Raw genomic sequence first — 22,647 nt, forward strand, 5'->3', positions numbered from 1 at the left:
CTCATTCCGCAGAGATCCGTAACGCCGCGACGGTTGCCACCGGGCAGAGCGCGAGTGCCGCAAGAAGGCTTGCGCCGAGGAGCGAAAAGTTGGCCGTTGACCATGCGCCGGCGCGTGATGGATCGGCCGCGTTGGCGCCGAAGATCAGCACCGGCGTTTCGAGTGGCAGCACCAATACCGCGAGCAGCATGCCGCCGCCGCGTACGCCGAGCGTCAGTGCTGCGCCCATCGAACCGATCAGGCTCAGGACTGGCGTTCCGAGCAACAGTGCCCCTGTGAGGCGGCAGACGGTATCGAAGGGCAACCCGTATTGAAGCGCCAGAACGGGCGCAAGCAACACGAGCGCAAAGCCGCTCGTGAGCCAGTGCGCGCCAATCTTCGCCATGACTATCGTCAACATCGAACGCGGCGAAAGCAGCATCTGGTCGAGTGCGCCATCGGCAAAATCGGGGCCGAATAAACGCGCGAGCGACAGCATCGCGGCGAACAGCGCGGTCACCCACAACACGCCGGGCGCAATAGCCTGCAACAGCGCGGGGTCCGCACCGACTGCGAGCGGAAACAGGCTCGCCGCTATCACGAAGAACAGCAGGCAGCCGAGGGCGGCGGTGCGTCGCCGCCACGTCAGGGCCAGTTCGCGCTGCACGATGCGCGCCGTCAGTCGGAACATCGGCCGCACGGTTCGAAGTAGAGGTTGCGGGTAGCCGAGGGCGCGGTGGTGATGAGCTTATGCGTGGTCATCAATACGATGCCGCCTCGCTCCAGATGTCCCGCGATGCAGCGTTCGAGCACGCCGGACGATTCTTCGTCCAGCGCTGCGGCCGGTTCGTCGAGCAGCCACAGCGGCTTGTGTTCCAGCAACAGCCGCGATATAGCGAGCCGGCGCTTTTGTCCCGCGGACAAGCCGCGCACAATCGCGTGCCGGTAGCGGTCGAGCCCCACGCTCTCGAGCGCTTTCTCCTGGACCTCTATCCGCTCTTCCGCAACTTCGCCCAACACCGAGCTGAAGGTCAGGTTCTCGGCTGCAGTCAGGTCGTCGCTGATGCCGTTCAGATGCCCGAGATAAGCAAGCGATTGCCGCCACACTTCCGGGCGCGCCTGGGCATCCTTGCCGCGCCATCGCACCGTGCCCGCGCTCGGCTGCAATAACCCCGCGAGCACGCGCAGCAGCGTGGTCTTGCCGCTGCCGTTCGGGCCGTGGATCTGCAGCACCTGGCCGGCGTCGACGTCAAATCCTACGTTGCTAAAGAGCCTTTCTCCACCGCGGTCGAAAGCGAGTTTGTCGACAGACAAAAGTGCATCGCCCGATCCTGCCGTAGAGAATTCCGATGGGATAAACGTGTTGTGATTCATCGATAGACCTCTCAATTTGAACGCGCTTCGCGCAATTGTTGATCTCGCATTGCCTGAGTCATGTCTGGCAATTCGTGTGCAATGCCCTTGTGGCAATCGATACACGTCTTCTCGCCCGTGGCGAGAAAGCGCTGATGCGCGTTTTGCGCCCGCGGGCTTTGGCGCGTGAAATCCATCGACTCGAACGAGTGGCAATTGCGGCACTCCAGCGAGTCATTCGCTTTCATGCGGCGCCATTCGTGTTCAGCGAGTTCCAGCCGCTTCTCCTGGAATTTTTCACGCGTGTTGACCGTTCCGAACAGCTTCGCCCACACTTCCTTCGACGCCTGCATCTTCCGTGCGATCTTGTCCGTCCAGTTGTGCGGCACATGACAGTTGGAACAAATCGCACGCACGCCGCTACGGTTGCTGTAATGAATCGTGGTCTTCAGTTCGGCGAAGGTGTTGTCGTGCATCTCGTGGCAACTGGTGCAGAACGCTTCCGTGCTGGTCACTTCCAGCGCGGTGTTAAACGCACCCCAGAACACCACGCCCGCGATAAACCCGCCGAGCGTCAGGAAGCCCAGGCTGTAGTAGGTGCTCGGGCGGTTAATCGTCTGCCAGTAGCGCTTTATCAGGCCGAACATCGCACGCTCCTATTTCTTCCCGGCCGCTTCCGGCCCAGCAGGCCCGGCAGGCCCGGGCGCGACGCGCACATCTTCCGCATCCTTGAACGTGTTGCCGACGAGCGGCTTCGTATCAGCTTGCGGGACATGACACTGCGTGCAGAAATAGCGCCGTGGCGAGAGGCTTCCGAGCGTTTCGTTGTCTCGTGTGAGGTAGTGCGATACGCCGATGGGCACGGCTCCGCTCTCGGCCGCGCGGCTCCTCGCATGGCACGCGAGGCAGCGGTTGGCGTTCTTGTCGAGTTGATAACCGTCGATCTTGTGCGGGATCGTCGGCGGCTGCTGTGCATAGGCGCGGCCACGGATGACATCCTTATTTTCGATAGGTGCAATCAACGGCGGTTTCGCCTCTTCATCGATCGGCGTTGTGCCGCGCATGGCGTCGTGAAACGGTTCGGCAGGAATCACCGGCTGGGTCCACGCCGCCTGGGAAAAAACGCAAAGACTTGCTGCAACCACCACGGTCCACGTTCGCATGGCCGCCTCCTCAGACTCGGACAATCTTGACGGCGCACTTCTTGTAATCTGTCTGCAGCGAGATCGGATCGGTGGCGTCGAGCGTCACTTTGTTGATCAGCTGGCTCGCGTCGAACCACGGTACGAACACGAGACCGCGCGGCGGTTTGTCACGACCGCGTGTCTCGATCCGCGTACGGATGAAACCGCGTCGCGACATCACCTTGACTTCATCGCCGCGTCGCAGGCCGAGTGCTTTTGCATCGTCGGGATGCATGAAACAAACGGCATTCGGGAAGGCCCGATATAACTCCGGCACGCGGCGCGTCATCGATCCGGAATGCCAGTGTTCGAGCACGCGTCCGGTTGCGAGCCAAAATGGAAAATCCTTGTCCGGTGCTTCAGCCGGTGGTTCGTAGGGCAATGCGAAAATTACCGCGCGGCCATCCTTGTTGCCGTAGAACTGGTAACCCGTGCCGGCTTTCACGTAGGGATCCGACCCCTCCTTGTAGCGCCAGCGCGTCTCCTTGCCGTCCACCACCGGCCAACGTAAGCCGCGCGCTTCGTGATACGCGTCGAATGGCGCGAGATCGTGACCATGCCCACGGCCGAAAGTCGCGTATTCCTCGAAGAGCCCCTTCTGCACATAAAAACCAAAGGCCTTCGCTTCATCGTTTTTATAATTTGGATTGCTTTCTTTATTGGTGAATTTATCGACCTGGCCGTTGCGGTAGAGCACGTCGTAGAGCGTCTTGCCCTTCAGTTCCGGCTGCTTCGCGATCAACTCCGGCGGCCAGACTTCCTCGATCTTGAAGTGCTTCGAGAACTCCATTAGCTGCCATAAATCGGAGCGTGCACCATTCGGCGCTTCCACCAGTTGATGCCAGAATTGCGTCCGGCGCTCGGCATTGCCGTACGCGCCCTCCTTCTCCACCCACATCGCCGCGGGCAGGATCAGGTCAGCCGAGACGGCCGTCGCGGTCGGGTACACGTCCGACACCACAATAAAATTCTCAGGGTTCCGATACCCCGGCAGCGTCTCTTCGTTCAGGTTCGCGCCTGCCTGGACGTTGTTGTTGCACATGACCCAGTACGCGTTCAACTTGCCATCTTTCAGCATGCGGTTTTGCAGCACCGCGTGGTATCCCGGCTTCTCTGGAATCGTGCCTGCAGGCAGCCGCCAAATTTGCTCCGCATGCGCCCTGTGTTCGGGATTCGTCACCACCATGTCCGCCGGCAACCGATGCGAGAAGGTCCCCACTTCCCGCGCCGTGCCGCATGCGGACGGTTGCCCGGTCAGCGAGAACGGGCTATTGCCCGGCGTCGCGATCTTGCCAGTCAGTAGGTGAAGGTTGTAGATCATGTTGTTTGCCCACGTGCCGCGCGTGTGCTGGTTGAAACCCATGGTCCAGAACGACATCACCTTGATGTCCGGATTGGCGTAAAGCTCCGCGAGCTGATCGAGCTTGGCCTTGGGCACACCCGACAACTTCGTCACGTAATCCGCGTCGTACTTCGAGACGAAGCGCGCGAACGCGTCGAAGTCCATCGGCTTCGAACCGCTCGGATCGCCCGCGTTTTTGGCGGCTTTCTGCAACGGATGATCGGGACGCAGGCCATAGCCAATGTCCGCATTGCCTTCCTTGAACGTCACGTGCTTCGTGACGAAGTCCTTGTTCACGCGATTCGTCTTGATGATCACGTTCGCAATGTAATTCATGATCGCGAGATCGGACTGCGGCGTGAAGATCACCCGATAGTCGGCGAGATCAAAGCTGCGATGCTCGAACGTCGACAGCACCGCGACCGTTGTCTTGGGGACGCTCAGCTTGCGGTCCGTCACGCGGGTCCAGAGAATCGGATGCATCTCCGACATGTTCGATCCCCAGAGCACGAATGCGTCAGCTTGCTCGATGTCGTCGTAGCAGCCCATGGGTTCGTCCATGCCGAAGGTTCGCATGAAACCGGTCACGGCCGACGCCATGCAATGCCGCGCGTTCGGATCGAGATTGTTGCTGCGAAACCCCGCCTTCATGAGTTTCACCGCGGCATAGCCTTCGAACACGGTCCACTGGCCCGAGCCGAACATGCCGACCGCTGTCGGCCCCTTCGCTTTCAGCACGCGCTTGAATTGCTCGGCCATCGTGGCGAATGCCTGATCCCATGAAACCGGGGTGAACTCACCGTCCTTCGCGTACTTGCCGTCCTTCATGCGCAGCAGCGGCGTGGTCAGGCGATCCTCGCCGTACATGATCTTCGAGAGGAAATAACCTTTTACGCAATTCAGGCCGCGATTCACTTCGGCCAGCGGATCGCCTTGTGTTGCCACGACCCTGCCCGCCTTCACGCCCACGGTGACGCCGCATCCGGTTCCGCAAAAGCGGCACGGCGCTTTCGACCAGGTGACGTCAGCCTCCGCTATCGCGACTGCGGCTTTGCTCGCGCCGGCGGCCAGAACGGGCAGCGCAACGCCGGCCGCCGATGCGGCGGTCGCCGCCGCGGTCTGTTTAATAAAGCTTCGACGCGTCAGGCTCATCGCGAATCTCCTGGTCGAGCGCTTCAATATCCTCGTGATGCTGATAAACAAGCGAAGCCGAATAAACACCCGGGAGCGCATGGATGGCGCTGAGCTGATCGGCGATGACGGTGGACCGGCTGGCCTCCAGCGTTACGACCATTTTCCCTTCGGGGCTGACCGCGTGAATTTCAGATCCCGGCAGCAATGAAATCGCCTGTTTGATCTTTTCCAGATTCGATTGACTCGCATGCACGACGATTCCCGCAATATGCGACTCGGGAATTGAAACGAGTTCAACGAATGCATTTTTCAGGCGTGCAGACATACATCGACTCCTGTCGCTTTCAATTACGTGAAACGAATTAATCCGCGCGTTAGTCGTTATTCAGTGCGGCGGACCGCCGATCAGCATTTGATAGAACCACACGCTGAAACCATAAATGGCAACGAACATGATGGTCAATACAGGAACCATGATAATGGTCAGAAAGAGGAAGCTACGGAGCTCTTCCGTCTTTCGAAGGCGAGTTTCGGTTTCCGTCATGATTATGAAATACGAGAGGCTGCGCGATTAAAATCCGGTTTTTTTGAGATGCTGTGAAGGTGATTGTTGGCGCAGGCGGGGAAAGCGTCAAGGGATTTATTGTTTTAGGAGCTTGCGAGAAACGTGTGATTGTTGCAGTTAAAAATAATTATGAAAAACGGGTGTCTTTATATCGCTGGTTATTAACCCATACGAACTCGATTTAATTGAAATTTCAATTCTTGAACTTTGAATAAATTCCGTGGTTTTTTAATGGTTTGGTTTAGGATCGACGATCGCGACTGGTTGGAATCCGCTCGGCCGGTGGAAACCGCTACCTAAGTGTAGGCTCGGCCCAAGATGTCATTGCCCAATGTACAGACAAACGAAGGCAGCGCGTGGCCACCTTCGTCGCGAATACCTTTCAGCCGGTTCGCAAGCCTCCTCACCCCCGCTTCGGAATATTCAGCCCTCTTGCCACCGCCGGCCTGGCGACGAACGCATCGAGCGCACGCGTGACATTCGGGAAGTTTTCGATGCCGACTAACTCACCCGCTTCGTAAAAGCCGACCAGGTTTCGTATCCACGGAAAGCTTGCTATGTCGGCGATCGTGAAGTTATCGCCCATGATCCATTCACGCCCTTGCAGCCGCTGTTCGAGTACGCCAAGCAGACGCTTCGACTCCGCCACGTATCGGTCGCGCGGGCGCTTGTCTTCGTAGTCCTTGCCGGCGAATTTGTTGAAGAACCCGAGCTGGCCGAACATCGGGCCAATGCCGCCCATCTGGAACATGAGCCACTGGATCGTCTCATAGCGTCCGGCCGCATCCTGGGGGATGAACTTGCCGGTCTTGTCGGCGAGATAGAGCAGGATCGCGCCGGACTCGAACAAGGGCAGCGGCTTGCCGTCCGGTCCATTGGGATCGATGATCGCGGGGATCTTGTTGTTCGGATTCAGCGATAAAAACGCCGGCGACATCTGGTCGTTGGTCTCGAAGCTGACCAGATGCGGCTCGTACGACAGCCCGGTCTCCTCCAGCATGATTGCGACCTTGACACCGTTGGGCGTCGGCAGCGAATAAAGCTGAATCCGGTCGGGATGCTGCGCAGGCCATTTTGCCGTGATGGGGAAGGCGGAGAGATCGGTCATGGTTATCCTTTTAAACGTTCAGACTTTAAGACTCTGGAAGAGCGGGCTCGGCGATACGGCGCGACAGCACGCCGGATCGGGTGTTGGTTTGTCTGGGTGTGCAGGACGACAAATATAGACATTCCGGCGACGCTTGTCTTTTTACACGACGCCGCGACGCGGCCAGAAACGGGCCAGAATCGGATCGGATCGATAAAGAAGCGTTAACATAGCGGTATCAGGAATCTCGAATACACCGCATGGCGGCTGGAACGCGTGATTGCACCGAATACAAACAGAGCTGGAGATATCCCATGAGTCAAATGATCAAGCGAAACGGATTACAGGTTGCAGCCGAGCTCAGCCAGTACGTCGATGATGAAGCGCTGTCGGGCATCGGCATTGAGAGCGACGCGTTCTGGAAAGGCTTCGATGCCCTCGTCCACGACCTCGCCCCGAAGAACCGCGCGCTGCTTGCTGAACGTGACCGGTTGCAGACGGAACTGGACCAGTGGCATCGAAAAAATCCTGGTCCCGTGCGTGATCTGAAGGCTTACCGCGCGTTTCTGGAAGGCATCGGTTACATCGTGCCGGCGAGCGCTGCTGTGCAGGCCACGACCGAGAACGTCGATACGGAAATCGCCGAACAAGCCGGACCGCAACTTGTGGTGCCGCTCTCCAACGAGCGTTACGCGCTCAACGCCGCGAATGCGCGCTGGGGCAGCCTGTATGACGCGCTCTACGGCACCGATGCGATACCCGACACCAACGGCGCCGAACGCACCGCGCAATTCAACCCGGCTCGCGGCGCGGCGGTGATTGCGCGCGCCCGCGCGTTCCTCGATGAAGCCGCGCCGCTCGCCAACGGTTCTCACGTCGATGCCACCGCGTATCGCGTAGAAGGCGGCAAGCTTGTCGTGGCGTTGAAAAACGGCTCGTCGGCGTTGAAATCGCCGGGGCAATTCATCGGTTTTCAGGGCGATGCGGGCTCGCCTTCCGCAGTCCTGCTCAAGCATCACGGCCTGCACTTCGAGATCCAGATCGATGCGACCAACTCCATCGGCAAGACCGATGCCGCGCATGTGAAAGACGTGTTGATGGAGGCGGCGGTCTCGACCATCATCGATTGCGAGGATTCGGTCGCAGCCGTCGATGCCGCCGATAAAGTCCAGCTCTACCGCAACTGGACCGGCCTGATGAAAGGCGATCTGTCGGAACAGGTCACCAAGAACGGCAAGACCTTCACGCGCCGCCTGAATGCCGATCGCGAATACACCGCACCCGATGGCTCGACGGTAAAGCTGCATGGCCGCTCGCTGCTGTTCATCCGTAACGTCGGGCATCTGATGACGAATCCGGCTATCGTCGATCGCGACGGCCACGAGATTCCCGAGGGCATTCTTGACGCCGTGATGACGTCGCTCGGCGCGCTGCACGACCTGAAAAACAAGCTCAATTCGCGCACGGGATCGATTTACATCGTCAAGCCGAAGATGCACGGCCCGGCGGAAGTCGCGTTCGCCGATGAGCTGTTCGGGCGCGTGGAAGACCTGCTCGGCCTGCCGCGTCACACCATCAAGATGGGCATCATGGACGAGGAACGGCGCACGAGCGTCAACCTGCAGGCGTGCATTGCGGTGGCATCGGCGCGGGTGGCGTTCATCAACACGGGCTTCCTCGACCGTACCGGCGACGAGATGCACAGCGCTATGGAAGCCGGTCCGATGATGCGCAAGGGCGACATGAAATCGTCGGCGTGGATCACGGCTTATGAGCGCAATAACGTGCTCGCGGGGTTGAGCTCGGGATTGCGTGGACGCGCGCAAATCGGCAAGGGCATGTGGGCGATGCCCGACCTGATGCACGCCATGCTCGTACAGAAGATCGCTCATCCGAAGGCGGGCGCGAATACGGCATGGGTGCCCTCGCCCACCGCCGCGACGCTGCATGCACTGCATTACCACCAGGTCGATGTGCAAGCGGTGCAGCAGGAACTGGAGAAGACCAGCTACGCTAGCGCACGCGATGAACTGCTCAATGGGCTGCTGACGATTCCCGTCGTGGAAAAGGCGCAATGGCCGGATGAGGAAATTCGCCAGGAAATCGAGAACAACGCGCAGGGGATTCTGGGTTACGTGGTGCGGTGGATCGACCAGGGCGTGGGATGTTCGAAGGTGCCGGATATCCACGATATCGGGCTGATGGAAGATCGCGCGACACTGCGCATTTCGAGCCAGCATATTGCGAACTGGCTGCATCACGGGGTGGTGTCGGAGGCGCTGGTCAACGAGACGTTCGAGCGCATGGCGGCGGTGGTTGATAAGCAAAATGCCAGCGACCCGGATTACCAGCCGATGGCCGGTCACTTTGAAACGTCACTGGCTTTCAAGGCGGCGAAGGCGCTTGTTTTTGAGGGACGCGCGCAGCCTAGTGGCTATACGGAACCGTTGCTGCATAAGTTCCGGCTGGAGGTTAAGCAGTTGCACGGTTGAAAGATCGGAGCCTGCCCGCTCGCTGGATATACAATACCACAACGTATATCCAGCGAGGAAGTCATGCAGGTATCCAAGTGGGGAAACAGTCTGGCGATCCGCCTCCCTGCAGCTGTAGTGGAAGCGCTTGAATTGCACGAGGGCGACGATGTAGAAGTCGTTATTGCGGGTGCGCGCGAATTCCAGATCAAGAAAAAGCCGACCGGCCGGGCGCTGCTGGACCGGCTCCGCCAATATCGTGGTCGTCTGCCGGCAGATTTCACATTCAGCCGCGACGACGCCAATCGCGATGGCTAAGGTATTCCTGGACAGTAACGTGGCGCTTTACCTTCTGTCCGGCGACGCGGTCAAAGCAGACCGTGCTGAGGGTTTGATGGCGGAAGGCGGTGTCATCAGCGTTCAAGTGCTGAACGAAATCGCGAATGTGACTCGGCGCAAGTTGGCCATGTCGTGGCACGAGACAAACGATGTGCTGGATGCAGTTCGGGCGGTATGCACGACTGAGCCTCTGACCGTGGAAACCCATGATACCGGCCGGCGGATTTCAGAGCGATACGGGTTGTCTGTCTATGACTCGATGATTGCAGCAGCAGCGCTACTCGCCGGATGCGATGTCCTCTACTCCGAGGACATGCATGATGGGTTGGTTATCGAGGAGAGGTTGCGGATTGTTAATCCGTTTGTTGGTACGGGTGTGTGACCTGCGATGGTTGCGATGTATGTTTGTTGTTCAACAAGCACGCAAGAGCATTGCATCTTTGATTACTCTGACCAGAGCCTAATCGCCGATCATTCGATGGCTTCAATATCCGCGCCGAGATTCATCATTCCGCGCGAGCGCAGTTCACGATTCAGCCACCGGACCGAGCCACGGCACTCACACCATTGAGATAACAAGGCGCTTACCGCACGCAGCCGCATACTTGCGCAACGTGGCGAAAGAAGGTGAATGCTTTTCGCTGGAAAAGGACGCTTCGAGCCGTGATACGGCCGATGCAGTCGTGCCCATGCGCTCGGCGATTTGCGCTTGCGTCAATCCGGCCTCCTTGCGGGCCACAAGTACGGCATCCAGCGCGGAGTACTCTTCGGAAAGTGCATCGTACGCCGCCTTCACGCCCGGTTTTGCCATGATCTTGTCGCGGAAAGCCCTGTCGTGTGGCACCGGGTCATATCGTTCCGCAAGTTCGCGTTCCAGTCTGGTCTTAGCCATAGTTCCGTACCTCCTTCATACGCCTGCGGGCGATACGCAATTCGCTGTCTGGCGTTTCCTGGGTTTTCTTGGTGAACGAGTGCAGTACTACGATGCGCTGTTCCACCTGCGTGCAGTAGAACACGCGCCCGATACCTTCCGGGCCTTTGGGGCGCAACTCGAACAATCCGTCACCCATCGCTCGCGAGTGCGGCATACGCAGATTTGCACCGTGAACTTCCATTGTTTCCACAAGGCGAAAGTAGCTTGCAAGGATGCCACCGGGAAGTTTTTCTACGTCCTCACGGACGCGGGCAGAGTAATAGGCGATGGTCCATGTCATCAGCTAAATGTTAGCATATTTGCGATATTTATGTGGGGAGGGGACGGAGTCTCTCGCCGCAGCCTTCCGTTTGTCGGCGTGCTAACCCGAAAGCGAAGCATCGTGAGATCGCTCCGTTTCATGCGTGTCCGCCCGTTCCGAACCTCTTCTCAACAAGGGGGCTGGCATAGGGGCGCGAGTTTGCTATAATCCGCGACTTGCTGGAGAGATGGATGAGCGGTTTAAGTCGCACGCCTGGAAAGCGTGTTTAGGGTCAAACCTAACCGGGGTTCGAATCCCCGTCTCTCCGCCAGAATACGTTTCACATTGTTGAGTAGCACCCGAAACCCGCATCGAGCCTTGTGCCGACGCGGGTTTTCTGTTTTCCGGTGCGTCCCAAACTGCAAACATTCCCCCTCACGGATGCCGGATGTAATCAACCAACGCCCTCGTATACGCATCCGGTTTCCGATCAAACAGACTCACCACCACCGCCACCACAAACCCCGCCGGCACCCCGAACACTCCCGAACTGATCGACTCGATCCCAAACCACCTCGCGCCCGACCACCCTGTCATCTGCGTGAAATACGGGTACGTCGACACGATGTAATACACGCACACGCTCAACCCCGCCAGCATCCCCGCGACCGCCCCAAGCTTCGTGGTCCGCTTCCAGAACACGCCCAGCACCAACGCCGGAAACAAGCTCGACGCCGCCAACGAAAACGCCGCCCCCACCAGGAACAGGATATTCCCCGTATTAAGCGAAGCCACATACGAAGCAAACAACGCCACCCCCAGCAACAATATCTTCGATATGGTGACCCTTCGCTGACTGCTCGCGGTTTTATCGACCATGCAGTAATACACATCGTGCGAAAGCGCATTCGCGATCGTCAGCAGCAAGCCATCGGCGGTAGAAAGCGCCGCGGCAAGCGCCCCCGCCGCGATCAACCCCGACATCACATACGGCAACCCCGCAATCTCCGGCGCGGCGAGCACCACCATATCCGGCTGCATCTGAATACCGGACCAGCGCACGATGCCGTCGCGGTTCACATCGCCGATGTGAATCAGATACGGCTCCACCTTGCGCCATTGCATGACCCAGTTAGGGAGATCAGCGAACTTGTGCCCGACGATTCCCGTCAGCATCTCGTACTTGATCAGCACTGCGAGCACGGGCACGCTCACATAAAACAGCGCGACGAAAAACAGCGTCCATCCGACCGAGCGCCGCGCGGATGCCACCGATGTAGTCGTGTTATAGCGAGTCAGGATATGCGGCAAACTCGCCGTTCCCAACGACAAACACAGCAGTAACGACAGAAAATTCCGCCTGTGCAATTGCGCGCTTTCATCGTCGGAAGGGGGGAATGCCTCAGCCATTGGCACCGACGGTGCGGCGCGTTCAAGCATCTCATCGCGGGCGCGGTTCCATTGAACGTTCGCCTCGGCGGGTGTCTTCGGGAACGACGCCAGTTCGCGTTCCCGCTCGCCGATATCGCGCAACGGCCCGTTGTGCCGGCGCAAGTCCGCTATCTCCTCAACAAGCCGCGCTTGGCCCGTATGAAACGACGCCGGCAACTCATCGATCTGCGTCTGGATCTGCTGCGCCTGACGCCGGTAATCGTCGCGGACCCGGGCTTCCTCGGGCGAACGCTCAACCGCCCGCTCAAGCACTTCCACACGCTCCAGCAAGCGTCCATACGAAAGCTGCGGCAACCAGCCGAGCCCTTCGCGATGCGCGATCATCGAGACGGGAATCAGCATGGCGCTGATCAGGATGATGTACTGCGCGACCTGCGTCCACGTGACCGCACGCATGCCGCCAAGAAACGAGCACACGAGAATACCGGCGAGCCCGCAGAAGATCCCGATAGCGAAATCGATACCGATAAACCGCGACGCAATCAGCCCGATGCCCTGGATCTGCGCGACGAGATAAACGAACGAGCACAGGATAGCCGCGAACGCCGCGATCCCGCGCACGAGGTTGCTCGAAAAGCGCGTGCCGAGGAAGTCGGGGATGGTGTAGCGGGCAAGCTTGCGAACGTAGGGCGCGAGCAGGAACGCGACGAGACAATAACCGCCGGTCCAGCCCATCATGTAGGCGAGGCCATCGTAACCGGTCGCATAGATGGACCCGGCCAGCCCGATAAACGACGCCGCCGATAACCAGTCCGCAGCCGTCGCCATGCCGTTGAACGCGGACGGCACGCGCCGCCCGGCCACGTAATACTCAACCAGATCCGACGTCCGCGACAACAAGCCGATCACAGCATAGACGGCTATCGGCACGAACAGGAACACATAGCCGATCCACGTGCCCGGGCCGGTCACGCGCTCGATGCGCGCCATCACATAGATGAACAGGAAGAAGCCGAGCGTGTAAAGCGCGTAGGCCCGGATGAGTCGATGGGTGAGCTTCATCGGCAATTCATGGCTCGGGCGGCGCTTGAGCAAGAGACCGTTGCAAGCGGGCATCGGCGAATTGCATCAGCACGATATACACCACGATCAACGCGACATACACAAGGATCGCGCCCTGAGCGCCAAAGTAGAACGGCAGCGGAAAGCCCGCGAAACGTATATCAGCGAGTCGCGTTGCCATCAGCGGAATGCCGAACGACACCACCAATCCGATCAGCATCAGCACCGAGATCAGCACAAGATTCGTTCGCCAATACAACCGATGCGCGAGCGCCATCGCCTCCGTGACGGGCGGTGGTTCGGCGGGACTCGGAGGAGGCGTCGGGATCGAAGACATGTGCTTATCTACCAAATGCTTCAAGAAGCGGCAATCGGGATCGACATCGTGCGCCGGGCGTAAGATATAAAAACGGCTCCCTGAAACTGGGAGCCGTTCTTTCAAGCCGGATGATACTCAAGCCAAATTAACGCGCTTCGCCGAGTTGATCCAGGATCGCGGGATTCTCTAAAGTCGAGATGTCCTGCGTGATCTCCTCGCCCTTGGCGAGCGAACGCAGCAACCGCCGCATGATCTTCCCTGAACGAGTCTTGGGAAGATTCTCGCCAAAACGAATGTCCTTCGGTTTCGCGATCGGGCCGATTTCCTTCCCGACCCACGCGCGCAGTTCATTGGCGATCTGCTTCGCTTCATCGCCCTCAGGACGCGAGCGCTTCAGCACGACGAACGCGCACACCGCTTCGCCGGTCGTATCGTCGGGACGACCGACCACCGCCGCTTCCGCCACGAGCGGATTCGACACCAGCGCCGACTCGATCTCCATGGTCCCAAGCCGATGCCCCGATACGTTCAACACGTCATCAATGCGCCCCATGATCGTGAAGTAACCCGTCTCCTTGTCGCGCACGGCGCCGTCGCCGGCGAGGTACAGCGTGCCGCCGAGTTCTTCAGGGAAGTAACTCTTCTTGTAGCGCTCCGGATCGCCCCACACATTGCGCAATGCCGACGGCCATGGCCGCTTGATCACCAAAATCCCGCCCTGCCCGTTCGGCACGTCCTGACCGGTTTCATCGACGACAGCCGCCATGATGCCGGGCAACGGCAGCGTGCAGGAACCCGGCACGAGCGGCGTGGCGCCCGGCAGCGGCGTGATCATGTGGCCGCCGGTTTCGGTCTGCCACCACGTATCGACGATAGGACAAATACCCCGGCCCACGTTCTCGTGATACCACATCCACGCTTCCGGATTGATCGGCTCGCCGACCGTGCCGAGAATGCGCAGCGTCGACAGATCGAAGCTCTTCGGATGCACTTTTGCATCGGCTTCGGCCATCTTGATGAGCGAACGGATCGCGGTCGGCGCGGTGTAGAAAATCGTGACCTTGTGCTTCGCGATCATGTCCCAGAAGCGCCCGGCGTTCGGATAGGTCGGCACGCCTTCGAACACGATCTGGGTCGCACCAATGGCGGTCGGACCGTACGCGATATAGCTATGCCCCGTGATCCAGCCGATGTCGGCGGTACACCAGAACACGTCGTCGGGCTTGGCGTCGAAGGTCCACTTCATGGTCTGCGCTGCCCACAGCAAAAAGCCGCCGGTGCTGTGCTGCACGCCCTTCGGTTTGCCCGTGGAACCGGACGTGTACAGGATGAACAGCGGATGTTCGGCGCTGACCCATTCCGGCTCGCACTGATCGGATTCATGCTCGACCAGCTCGTGCATCCAGAGGTCGCGGCCTTCATGCCATTGCGTCTTGCCACCCGTGCGCTTGTACACGATCACGCTCGTGACCGCGTCGCAACCGCCGGCTGCGATGGCTTCATCGGCGATGCTTTTCAACGGTAGCGCCTTGCCGCCGCGCATTTGTTCATCCGACGTGATGAGCGCGACCGCGCCCACGTCCACCAGCCGCTCGTTGAGCGACTTCGACGAGAACCCGCCGAACACGACCGAGTGCGTCGCACCGATGCGCGCGCAGGCTTGCATGGCGACCACACCTTCCACCGACATCGGCATGTAGATCACCACGCGATCGCCCTTCTTCACGCCGCGCTTCTTCAGCGCATTGGCGAAGCGGCAAACGCGCTGCAGAAGATCCTGATACGTGACGTTGACAACGGCGCCGTCATCGGCTTCGAAGATGATTGCGTTCTTCGCGCCATGGCCGGCTTCCACATGACGGTCGATGCAGTTATACGATGCGTTGATCTCTCCGTCTTCGAACCACTTGTAGAACGGCGGATTCGATTCGTCGAGCACAGTGGTGAACGGCTTGTGCCAGCTAAGCGTCTCGCGCGCGAGCCGCGCCCAGAAGCCTTCGTAATCGCGTTCGGCTTCGGACGTTAAAGCCTCGTACGCGTCCATGCCAGAAATCGCTGCACCAGCCGTCGCTTTGGCCGAAGGCGGAAAAATACGGCGTTCGTGAAGTACGGATTCAATCGCAGACATCGACAACCCCTTCTTTGATGGTGACTCTGATAACCGCGACACCGGAGCTCAGGCTCCGAAGCCGCTATGTCTTTTAGGCGTGGACGACACACGCAATGCCAAGCGTTATGCCGTGTCTCCTGCCTCTTTGCGTGACCTGCTCGTGCAGCGCAGCATACGCGCGCCAGGTTTCATATGGCGAAGATAAGCCGCGCGCCTTACCCACTTCTTACGCAACCCACCCGAGGGCAACGGGGTATACACGTAGGGATCGGCACTTTTACAATGCGGCCTTTCAACGCATCGATGCAATGATGCGCTTTGCGCTCCCGCGTCGCCTGGGTTGCGCGCGATCCATGACGACGCGCCACGCCATGTTAACTGAACTCGTCGTCCGGATTCCAGCTTGAATCGTTACGCGCTCTACCTCATCGCAGCCATGCTGCTGGTCGGCAGCAATGTCGGCGTCGGCAAGTCGGTGGTTGCTTTCATCCCCGTCTCGCTGTTCGCGTTGCTGCGCTTCGTGATTGCAATGGCGGTGCTCTGGCCGTTGCTACGACCAGCGAAGATCCGGCTGGTCAAGCGCAGCGAGTGGGCCAACTTGTTCCTGCAGGCGTTTTTCGGCACCTTCATGTTCACGCTGCTGATGCTTAACGGCGTGCAGCGCACGAGCGCCGTCGCGGCGGGCGTGATCACCAGCACGATTCCAGCGGTCGTCGCGTTGTTCTCGTGGTTCTTCCTCAAGGAACGCCCGAACGGGCGTGCGTTAATTTCCATCGCGCTTGCCGTCGTCGGCGTGGTCGTGATCAACGTCGCGCAGGGAACGGCAAGCGCGCACGGATCGGGCAGCGCATCGCACGATACTTCGCTGCTGGGCAACCTGATGGTGCTTGGCGCCGTCTGTTGCGAGTCGTTCTACGTGATCCTGTCGCGACGCCTGACGCAGACCCTTCCCGCTATCGATATCTGCGCCTACACGCATTTCTTCGGCTTCTTGCTGATTCTGCCGCTGGGATTCTCAGCGCTCGTCAGCTTCAATTACGGCAGCGTCAGCCTGAGCATCTGGAGCCTCGTGCTTTGGTATGGACTTTCAGCGAGCATCTTTTCGTTCTGGCTGTGGATGAAAGGCATCCGGCACGTCGACGGCAGTCTCGCCGGTGTATTTTCCGGGCTATTGCCGATCGCAGCAGCGCTCTACGGCATTGTGTTTCTCGGTGAACGTCCGACTATCGCGCATGGAATCGCACTGGCGTGCGTGGTCACCGGGATCGTCCTGGCCAGCATGAAGGCAAAAACGGCGCCGCCCATGATTTCCTGATCGGGGATGGGTTTCGCTAGCTTCACGGAACGAGCAGTGAGCGGGTTTTGGCGGCTGCCGCGCGTGCGGACTTCCTAAGGGTTGACCCGCAACCCGGTTGCGTCGTCGCGCTACAATGACGCGCTTTCTCAAAAAAATGCGCTCGAAATCCTGTTTCGGCCCATTTAGCACTCGCCACGACCAAAGCAACTACTCGACTCAATCAACCTTCCACGACCCGGCACCGCTCATGTCCGCAGCCCCGAACATCCCCGGCACCCGTCCTCCCCGGGCTTCAATGAAGCCGCTTCCAGCAGTCATTTTCATGAGCCGCTGGCTCCAGGTGCCGCTGTATCTCGGCCTGATCGTGGCGCAAGGCGTCTACGTCGTGCTGTTCCTGAAGGAAGTCTGGCACCTCGTCACCCACATGACGACGCTCGACGAAACCAACATCATGCTAGTCGTCCTCGGCCTGATCGACGTGGTCATGATCTCGAACCTGCTGATCATGGTGATCGTGGGCGGTTATGAGACTTTCGTCTCACGGCTCGGCGTGGAAGGTCACCCCGACCAGCCGGAATGGCTCGATCACGTGAACGCCGGCGTGCTGAAGGTCAAGCTGTCCATGGCGCTCATCAGCATTTCGTCCATCCATCTGCTGAAAACATTTATCAACCCGGACCAGTACTCCGAGCATGCAGTGATGTGGCAGGTGATCATTCATGTGGCATTCCTCGCGTCCGCGTTGATCATGGCGTGGGTCGACCGCCTGACCACGCACACGCATCCGGAACATTTTCACGAACCTTCCGGCACGCCCGCGAAGGCTCACGAGTAAGCTGCACAACTACACCCATGAGCGCTTCTTAAAGCGCCGTAAACAGTCCCGATAACGCCCCGTCCCCACACGTTCAAGCCATGACAATCATCAAGCAGGAAGACCTGATTCAGAGCATTGCGGATTCGTTGCAGCACATCAGCTATTACCATCCGCTCGACTACATCCAGGCGCTCGGCCGCGCATACGAACTCGAAGAGAGTCCGGCCGCGAAAGACGCCATTGCGCAGATCCTGACGAACAGCCGCATGTGCGCGGAAGGTCATCGGCCGATCTGCCAGGACACCGGCATCGTCACGGTGTTCGTCAAAGTGGGCATGGACGTGCGGTGGGCGGGTGAGTCAGGTCCGGCCACCATGGGCGTCACCGACATGATCAACGAAGGCGTGCGCCGCGGTTACCTGAATCCGGACAACGTGCTGCGCGCCTCCATCGTGAGCCCGCCCGAAGGCGCGCGCAAGAACACGAAGGACAACACGCCGGCAGTGATCCACTACGAGATCGTCCCCGGCGATAAAGTCGATGTCCAGATCGCGGCCAAAGGCGGCGGCTCGGAAAACAAGACGAAGTTTGCGATGCTGAACCCATCGGATTCCATCGTCGACTGGGTGCTGAAAACCGTGCCGCTGATGGGCGCCGGATGGTGCCCGCCCGGCATGCTCGGAATCGGCATTGGCGGGACGGCGGAGAAAGCGATGGTCATGGCGAAGGAATCGCTGATGGACGCCATCGACATTCAAGACGTCATTGCACGCGGACCGCAGGACTGGATCGAAGAGTTGCGCGTGGAGTTGCACGAGAAGGTGAACGCGCTGGGTATCGGCGCGCAGGGTCTGGGCGGCCTCGCCACCGTGCTCGATGTGAAGATCATGGCGGCGCCCACGCACGCGGCATCGAAGCCGATCGCAATCATCCCGAACTGCGCCGCCACGCGACACGCGCACTTCACACTCGATGGTTCGGGCGTGGCGAAACTCGACGTGCCTTCGCTCGACGCATGGCCGAAGGTCGAATGGGTCGCGAATACGGAGACGAGCCAGCGCGTGGACCTGAACACGTTGACGAAGGAACAGGTCGCGGCATGGAAGCCGGGCCAGACGCTGCTGCTCTCCGGCAAGATGCTGACCGGACGGGATGCTGCCCACAAGCGTATTGCCGACATGCTCGCCAAAGGCGAAAAGCTTCCCGTCGATTTCACGAACCGCGTGATTTATTACGTCGGCCCGGTCGACCCCGTGCGCGATGAAGTCGTTGGCCCGGCAGGTCCCACCACGGCCACGCGCATGGACAAGTTCACGGACATGATGCTGTCGCAGACCGGCTTGATCTCGATGATCGGCAAGGCGGAGCGTGGCCCGGTTGCTATCGAAGCGATCAAGAAGCACAAGGCCGCGTACATGATGGCAGTGGGCGGCGCGGCGTACCTGGTGTCGAAGGCGATTCGCGGCGCGGAGGTCATTGCGTTCGAAGACCTGGGCATGGAAGCCATCTACGAATTCGACGTTCAGGATATGCCGGTCACCGTTGCTGTGGATTCGACCGGGACCTCCGTTCATCAGACCGGGCCGAAGGAATGGCAAGCAAAGATCGGCAAGATTCCGGTCGCAACGGTTTAAACTATCACCTTAGCAATAAGGGCTAAAAAGAGCCGGGCCGTGTGAATGAACCACGGCCCGGCTCTTTCATTTTCGGGCTTTTTCGAGCTATTCCGCAGAGAACTGTTTTCATTCTCATTCCGCTGCGTGGAAATACGAAATCTCCGCTAAATAGCGGGGAAAACACCATTTTTCATCTTGGCTTTTTAAACTTGAGCGGTTATGTTTGAAAGCTGAAACGCCCACACAAGGAAATAACATGCAAGGCGATATCAAAGCCCTCGAATACCTCAATCAGCAGCTGAAGAACGAGCTGACTGCGATCAACCAGTACTTCCTGCATGCACGCATGTACAAGCACTGGGGCCTGGAAAAGCTCGGCAAGCATGAATACGACGAATCGATCGGCGAGATGAAGCATGCCGACTGGCTGATCCAGCGTATTTTCATGCTCGACGGCCTGCCGAACCTGCAGGACCTGCACAAGTTGCTGATTGGTGAAGAGACCGAAGAAATCCTGAAGTGCGACTTGAAGCTCGAACAGATTTCGCAGAGCACATGCAAGGAAGCCATCGCGTATTGCGAATCGGTTCGCGATTTCATCTCGCGTGAAATCTTCGTGAAGATTCTCGACGATACGGAAGAACACATCGACTGGCTGGAAACGCAGATCGATCTGGTGGCGAAGGTCGGCATCCAGAACTATCAGCAAACCATGATGGGCGAGAGCGAGTAAACTAGCGGCCACAATGCCCTTCGACGCCCTTCGTTCAGCGGTTGACTCCGCTGTCAGTTCTGCTGTGAGTTCCTCTCCTGAGACGCTCGGTTCGAGCGCGCCTGTCGCTATCTTCGATTCGGGCCTTGGCGGTTTATCCGTGTTGCGTGCGGTGCGTGCTGCGTTGCCGAACGAACGGCTGATCTACGTTGCGGATTCGCTCTACGCGCCGTACGGTGAACGCGACGACGACTTTATCGCCGACCGGACGCTCGCGATCGGCGAATGGCTGGTGTCGCAGGGTGCGAAGACGCTGGTCGTTGCATGCAACACGGCGACCTCGCAGTCAATTGCTCAAGCGCGCGAGCGCTTGCCCATTCCCGTGATCGGCGTGGAACCGGGTATCAAGCCAGCAGCGCTCACGTCGCACACGCGCGTCGTGGGTGTCCTGGCAACGGCCGTCACGTTACGCAGCGCGCGCTTTCAGGCACTGGCCGAGCGCCATACCGGTGATTGCCACTTCATCCTGCAGCCGGGGCACGGTCTCGTGCAGGCGGTGGAACGCTGCGACACGAACTCGCCTGAACTCGTTACGCTGCTGCGAAGCTATGTGCAACCCATGCTCGATGCCAACGCCGACACGCTGGTGCTCGGCTGCACGCACTATCCTTTCCTCGATGAAGCCATCCGCTCCATTTCAGGCGACCGGCTCACGCTGATCGACACGAGTATCGCGATTGCGCGGCAACTCGAACGGCAACTGGATTCGTTTGGACTGCGCGCAGCGCCGGCTCAGGCTCAAGGTCAGGATGAAGCTCAGGCAACAGAATTGCCGCTTTTTTACTCGACCAGCGACGGTCAGGCTCTACGGCAACTCGCAGCGTCGCTGCTCGGACTGGATGTGACTGTCGAACGCGTCGTGATCCCTTCGCGGCGGACCCTGGCACTGGAATCCGATCCGGTCTAAGCCGGCGACTCCAGACGGCTTTCAACGGTCCCGGCCGTGCCAGTCTCTCTCCCAAGCCATAAAACCCCCGCTTTTCGGCTGAAAAGCCCCTTCCCCGCACGCGGATTCAGTTTTTTACATAATCACGACGCCTTGTGCGACAAGCCTCTGCGTCCCGTCCCTTTTTCCCGCCTGCTGCGCACCGAAAAAAACCGTTCACCCCTATTGCCAACCTTCCAATAAGGAATGATAATAATTCGCATTAACGTTAGCTATCGCGGTTAATCATGATCGTCTGTGTGTGCAAGTCAGTGTCCGACAGAAAGATTCGCGCCTCCATTGCGGATGGCGTTGCTACGTTCGACGAACTGCAATTCGAACTGGGTGTGGCCATGTGCTGCGGCAAGTGCGAAGAAACCGTGCGCGACGTCATGTTGCAAAGCGGTTGCGCCTCGCATTGCACCATGCAGCACAGCGATCAGCATCAGGCGGTACCGCTGACGTTCTACGAACGCAAGGCCGCGTAAGCACGCTCCAGGTCAACGGGGATTTGCCTAGTGCAAATCACTGCTGTGTTGCTGCAATAACCACGCAATAACTGGGCATTAACCAGGCATTAACTTCGCAATGACCGTGCAATGACTGCGCGACAACTCCGACGCGCGCTTTTCAAGCCGATCGTCACCCGTCGCCAGCCTTGCCAGGTGTAAAAACGCAGTCCCCGCTTCTCCGCCCGCAAGCCAAGTCACATCGAGCCAGCCCGCCAACCCCCGTCCAAGGAGGGAATGATGGAATTGCTGATCGGTTTCGTGGCCACGCTGTTTATTTCTCTGCTCATCTTTCGAAAATGAAGTCCTCCAGTCTCGCATGCTGCATGGGCTTTCGCTGTTCGTACGGCGTCGCCGCCGTACAACCACGCTGATATGCCGTCTCCCCTGATCTCGCCCGGCAATTCGGCTGCGGCGCTTAACGCACACACCTCCCGTTCGATCGAATCCTCAGGCCTCAATCCACGCGTGATTGCCGCGAGTGTCGCCGTGCTGGCGATTCACGTGGGCCTGCTGGCCGTCGTGCTCACCCTGCGTAACGAGCCGCCGCTGCGCCCGATCGAATCGAAGACCATCACCGCCGAACTGATCAGTCCCGCGCCGCCGCAGCCGTTGGCAGCGCCTGTGGCGATTCAGTCGACGCCGGCTCCAACGCCGCCGAAACCGGTTCCACCGAAGCCGGTACCAAAGCCCAAGCCGGTTGTTCAGCCACACGTCAAGGCCGCACCGACACCGTTGCCGGAAACCACGGCGCCCTCGCCTGTCGCTGCAGCCGCGCCTGAGCCCGCTCCCGCTCCGCCTACGCCGCCGGTTGCGGCAGCGCCGGCCGCCGCGGCGCCGGCTATCGGGCGTCCGACCATGGAACTCAATGCGCCGAAGGACGTCGCGCATCTCGAGTGCAACATCGCGATGCCGGAGTACCCGGCGGTCTCCAGGCGTCGCGGGGAATCGGGGACGGCGCTGGTGAAGTTCGTCGTCGGGCTGACGGGGAAGATCGAGAACATCGAACTGAAGAAGAGCAGCGGGTCGTCGCGACTGGATGACGCCGCGCTCGATGCCATGCGCTCGAGTGCATGCAAGCCCTATAAGGAAAACGGCGTGGCGATCCGCGCTGCGTATTCCCAGCCGTTCGTATTCGGATTGAACGACTAGCGCCACCGTCGGGACCAAGCCAGCGAACGCTGAACAACAAAAAGATT

Annotated in this window: 24 protein-coding genes and 1 tRNA gene; 12 read left to right on the plus strand and 13 right to left on the minus strand. The window is 59.4% G+C overall.

Annotated features, from left to right (window positions below; genetic code table 11):
- Nucleotide 1: 1 nt before the first annotated feature.
- The 7 genes from ccmB to FH08_RS0114755 are packed head-to-tail and all read right to left on the minus strand — an operon-like array spanning nt 2 to nt 5,536.
- Nucleotides 2-670: a heme exporter protein CcmB gene (gene ccmB / locus FH08_RS0114725; protein ID WP_031359055.1), complete on the minus strand. Its 669-nt coding sequence runs from the start codon at nt 668-670 to the stop codon at nt 2-4.
- A complete protein-coding gene (gene ccmA, locus FH08_RS0114730) occupies nt 658-1,353 on the minus strand; it encodes a cytochrome c biogenesis heme-transporting ATPase CcmA (RefSeq protein ID WP_051888280.1) in 696 nt (231 codons plus the stop codon). Before ccmA ends, ccmB begins: the two co-directional genes overlap by 13 nt.
- Nucleotides 1,354-1,364: 11 nt before the next feature.
- On the minus strand, nt 1,365-1,979 hold the full coding sequence (locus FH08_RS0114735; RefSeq protein ID WP_031359057.1) for a NapC/NirT family cytochrome c: 615 nt from the start codon (nt 1,977-1,979) through the stop codon (nt 1,365-1,367).
- Nucleotides 1,980-1,988: 9 nt separating this feature from the next.
- On the minus strand, nt 1,989-2,495 hold the full coding sequence (locus FH08_RS0114740; RefSeq protein WP_031359058.1) for a nitrate reductase cytochrome c-type subunit: 507 nt from the start codon (nt 2,493-2,495) through the stop codon (nt 1,989-1,991).
- A 10-nt stretch (nt 2,496-2,505) separates the two neighbouring features.
- Entirely contained in the window at nt 2,506-5,010 is a 2,505-nt protein-coding gene (gene napA / locus FH08_RS0114745; RefSeq protein WP_031359059.1) for a periplasmic nitrate reductase subunit alpha, read from the minus strand.
- Complete coding sequence (locus tag FH08_RS0114750) at nt 4,982-5,317, minus strand: chaperone NapD (protein WP_031359060.1); 336 nt, start codon at nt 5,315-5,317, stop codon at nt 4,982-4,984. Before FH08_RS0114750 ends, napA begins: the two co-directional genes overlap by 29 nt.
- Nucleotides 5,318-5,377: 60 nt before the next feature.
- Nucleotides 5,378-5,536: a periplasmic nitrate reductase, NapE protein gene (locus FH08_RS0114755; protein WP_031359061.1), complete on the minus strand. Its 159-nt coding sequence runs from the start codon at nt 5,534-5,536 to the stop codon at nt 5,378-5,380.
- Between the two features lie 53 nt (nt 5,537-5,589).
- Between FH08_RS0114755 and FH08_RS52560 the strand changes: the two genes are divergently transcribed.
- A complete protein-coding gene (locus FH08_RS52560; RefSeq protein WP_160172472.1) occupies nt 5,590-5,742 on the plus strand; it encodes a hypothetical protein in 153 nt (50 codons plus the stop codon).
- Nucleotides 5,743-5,960: 218 nt separating this feature from the next.
- Here the strand turns inward: FH08_RS52560 and FH08_RS0114760 are convergent, their stop codons facing one another.
- Nucleotides 5,961-6,665, minus strand: coding sequence for a glutathione S-transferase N-terminal domain-containing protein (locus FH08_RS0114760; RefSeq protein ID WP_031359062.1), 705 nt, complete (start codon nt 6,663-6,665; stop codon nt 5,961-5,963).
- Nucleotides 6,666-6,958: 293 nt separating this feature from the next.
- On the opposite strand from FH08_RS0114760, the gene FH08_RS0114765 reads away from it, so the two are divergent.
- The 3 genes from FH08_RS0114765 (at nt 6,959) to FH08_RS0114775 (ending at nt 9,836) form a co-directional block, all read left to right on the plus strand.
- Entirely contained in the window at nt 6,959-9,136 is a 2,178-nt protein-coding gene (locus FH08_RS0114765) for a malate synthase G (protein ID WP_031359063.1), read from the plus strand.
- Between the two features lie 63 nt (nt 9,137-9,199).
- Nucleotides 9,200-9,433: an AbrB/MazE/SpoVT family DNA-binding domain-containing protein gene (locus FH08_RS0114770; RefSeq protein WP_031359064.1), complete on the plus strand. Its 234-nt coding sequence runs from the start codon at nt 9,200-9,202 to the stop codon at nt 9,431-9,433.
- Nucleotides 9,426-9,836: a PIN domain-containing protein gene (locus FH08_RS0114775; RefSeq protein WP_031359065.1), complete on the plus strand. Its 411-nt coding sequence runs from the start codon at nt 9,426-9,428 to the stop codon at nt 9,834-9,836. Before FH08_RS0114770 ends, FH08_RS0114775 begins: the two co-directional genes overlap by 8 nt.
- 177 nt (nt 9,837-10,013) lie before the next feature.
- Here the strand turns inward: FH08_RS0114775 and FH08_RS0114780 are convergent, their stop codons facing one another.
- Complete coding sequence (locus tag FH08_RS0114780) at nt 10,014-10,265, minus strand: helix-turn-helix domain-containing protein (protein ID WP_235210371.1); 252 nt, start codon at nt 10,263-10,265, stop codon at nt 10,014-10,016.
- Between the two features lie 73 nt (nt 10,266-10,338).
- Entirely contained in the window at nt 10,339-10,668 is a 330-nt protein-coding gene (locus FH08_RS0114785) for a type II toxin-antitoxin system RelE/ParE family toxin (RefSeq protein WP_031359067.1), read from the minus strand.
- A gap of 202 nt (nt 10,669-10,870) precedes the next feature.
- Between FH08_RS0114785 and FH08_RS0114790 the strand changes: the two genes are divergently transcribed.
- Nucleotides 10,871-10,960 (plus strand) — tRNA-Ser (locus tag FH08_RS0114790).
- A gap of 104 nt (nt 10,961-11,064) precedes the next feature.
- On the opposite strand, the gene FH08_RS0114795 is transcribed toward FH08_RS0114790, so the two are convergent.
- The 3 genes from FH08_RS0114795 to acs form a co-directional block, all read right to left on the minus strand.
- Entirely contained in the window at nt 11,065-13,083 is a 2,019-nt protein-coding gene (locus tag FH08_RS0114795) for a sodium:solute symporter family protein (protein ID WP_031359068.1), read from the minus strand.
- A gap of 7 nt (nt 13,084-13,090) precedes the next feature.
- On the minus strand, nt 13,091-13,420 hold the full coding sequence (locus FH08_RS0114800; RefSeq protein ID WP_031359069.1) for a DUF4212 domain-containing protein: 330 nt from the start codon (nt 13,418-13,420) through the stop codon (nt 13,091-13,093).
- A gap of 127 nt (nt 13,421-13,547) precedes the next feature.
- Nucleotides 13,548-15,530: an acetate--CoA ligase gene (gene acs, locus FH08_RS0114805; RefSeq protein ID WP_031359070.1), complete on the minus strand. Its 1,983-nt coding sequence runs from the start codon at nt 15,528-15,530 to the stop codon at nt 13,548-13,550.
- A 385-nt stretch (nt 15,531-15,915) separates the two neighbouring features.
- On the opposite strand from acs, the gene FH08_RS0114810 reads away from it, so the two are divergent.
- The 7 genes from FH08_RS0114810 (at nt 15,916) to FH08_RS0114845 (ending at nt 22,600) form a co-directional block, all read left to right on the plus strand.
- Nucleotides 15,916-16,827 carry a DMT family transporter gene (locus tag FH08_RS0114810; RefSeq protein WP_031359071.1) on the plus strand — a complete coding sequence of 304 codons (912 nt, stop codon included), beginning with the start codon at nt 15,916-15,918 and terminating at the stop codon, nt 16,825-16,827.
- 277 nt (nt 16,828-17,104) lie between these two features.
- Nucleotides 17,105-17,644: a TIGR00645 family protein gene (locus tag FH08_RS0114815; protein WP_235210372.1), complete on the plus strand. Its 540-nt coding sequence runs from the start codon at nt 17,105-17,107 to the stop codon at nt 17,642-17,644.
- Nucleotides 17,645-17,724: 80 nt separating this feature from the next.
- Entirely contained in the window at nt 17,725-19,260 is a 1,536-nt protein-coding gene (locus FH08_RS0114820; protein ID WP_031359073.1) for a fumarate hydratase, read from the plus strand.
- A 238-nt stretch (nt 19,261-19,498) separates the two neighbouring features.
- Nucleotides 19,499-19,975, plus strand: a complete 477-nt coding sequence (gene bfr, locus FH08_RS0114825; RefSeq protein WP_031359074.1) for a bacterioferritin — start codon at nt 19,499-19,501, stop codon at nt 19,973-19,975.
- Between the two features lie 13 nt (nt 19,976-19,988).
- Complete coding sequence (murI, locus tag FH08_RS0114830; protein WP_035566255.1) at nt 19,989-20,921, plus strand: glutamate racemase; 933 nt, start codon at nt 19,989-19,991, stop codon at nt 20,919-20,921.
- A gap of 266 nt (nt 20,922-21,187) precedes the next feature.
- Nucleotides 21,188-21,427 (plus strand): (2Fe-2S)-binding protein, encoded by a 240-nt coding sequence (locus FH08_RS0114835; RefSeq protein WP_031359076.1) that lies wholly within the window; start codon nt 21,188-21,190, stop codon nt 21,425-21,427.
- Nucleotides 21,428-21,823: 396 nt separating this feature from the next.
- Nucleotides 21,824-22,600, plus strand: a complete 777-nt coding sequence (locus FH08_RS0114845) for an energy transducer TonB (protein ID WP_031359078.1) — start codon at nt 21,824-21,826, stop codon at nt 22,598-22,600.
- Nucleotides 22,601-22,647 lie beyond the last annotated feature (47 nt).

It is taken from the genome of Caballeronia sordidicola, from assembly GCF_000729995.1.
GTDB lineage: Bacteria > Pseudomonadota > Gammaproteobacteria > Burkholderiales > Burkholderiaceae > Caballeronia > Caballeronia sordidicola_A.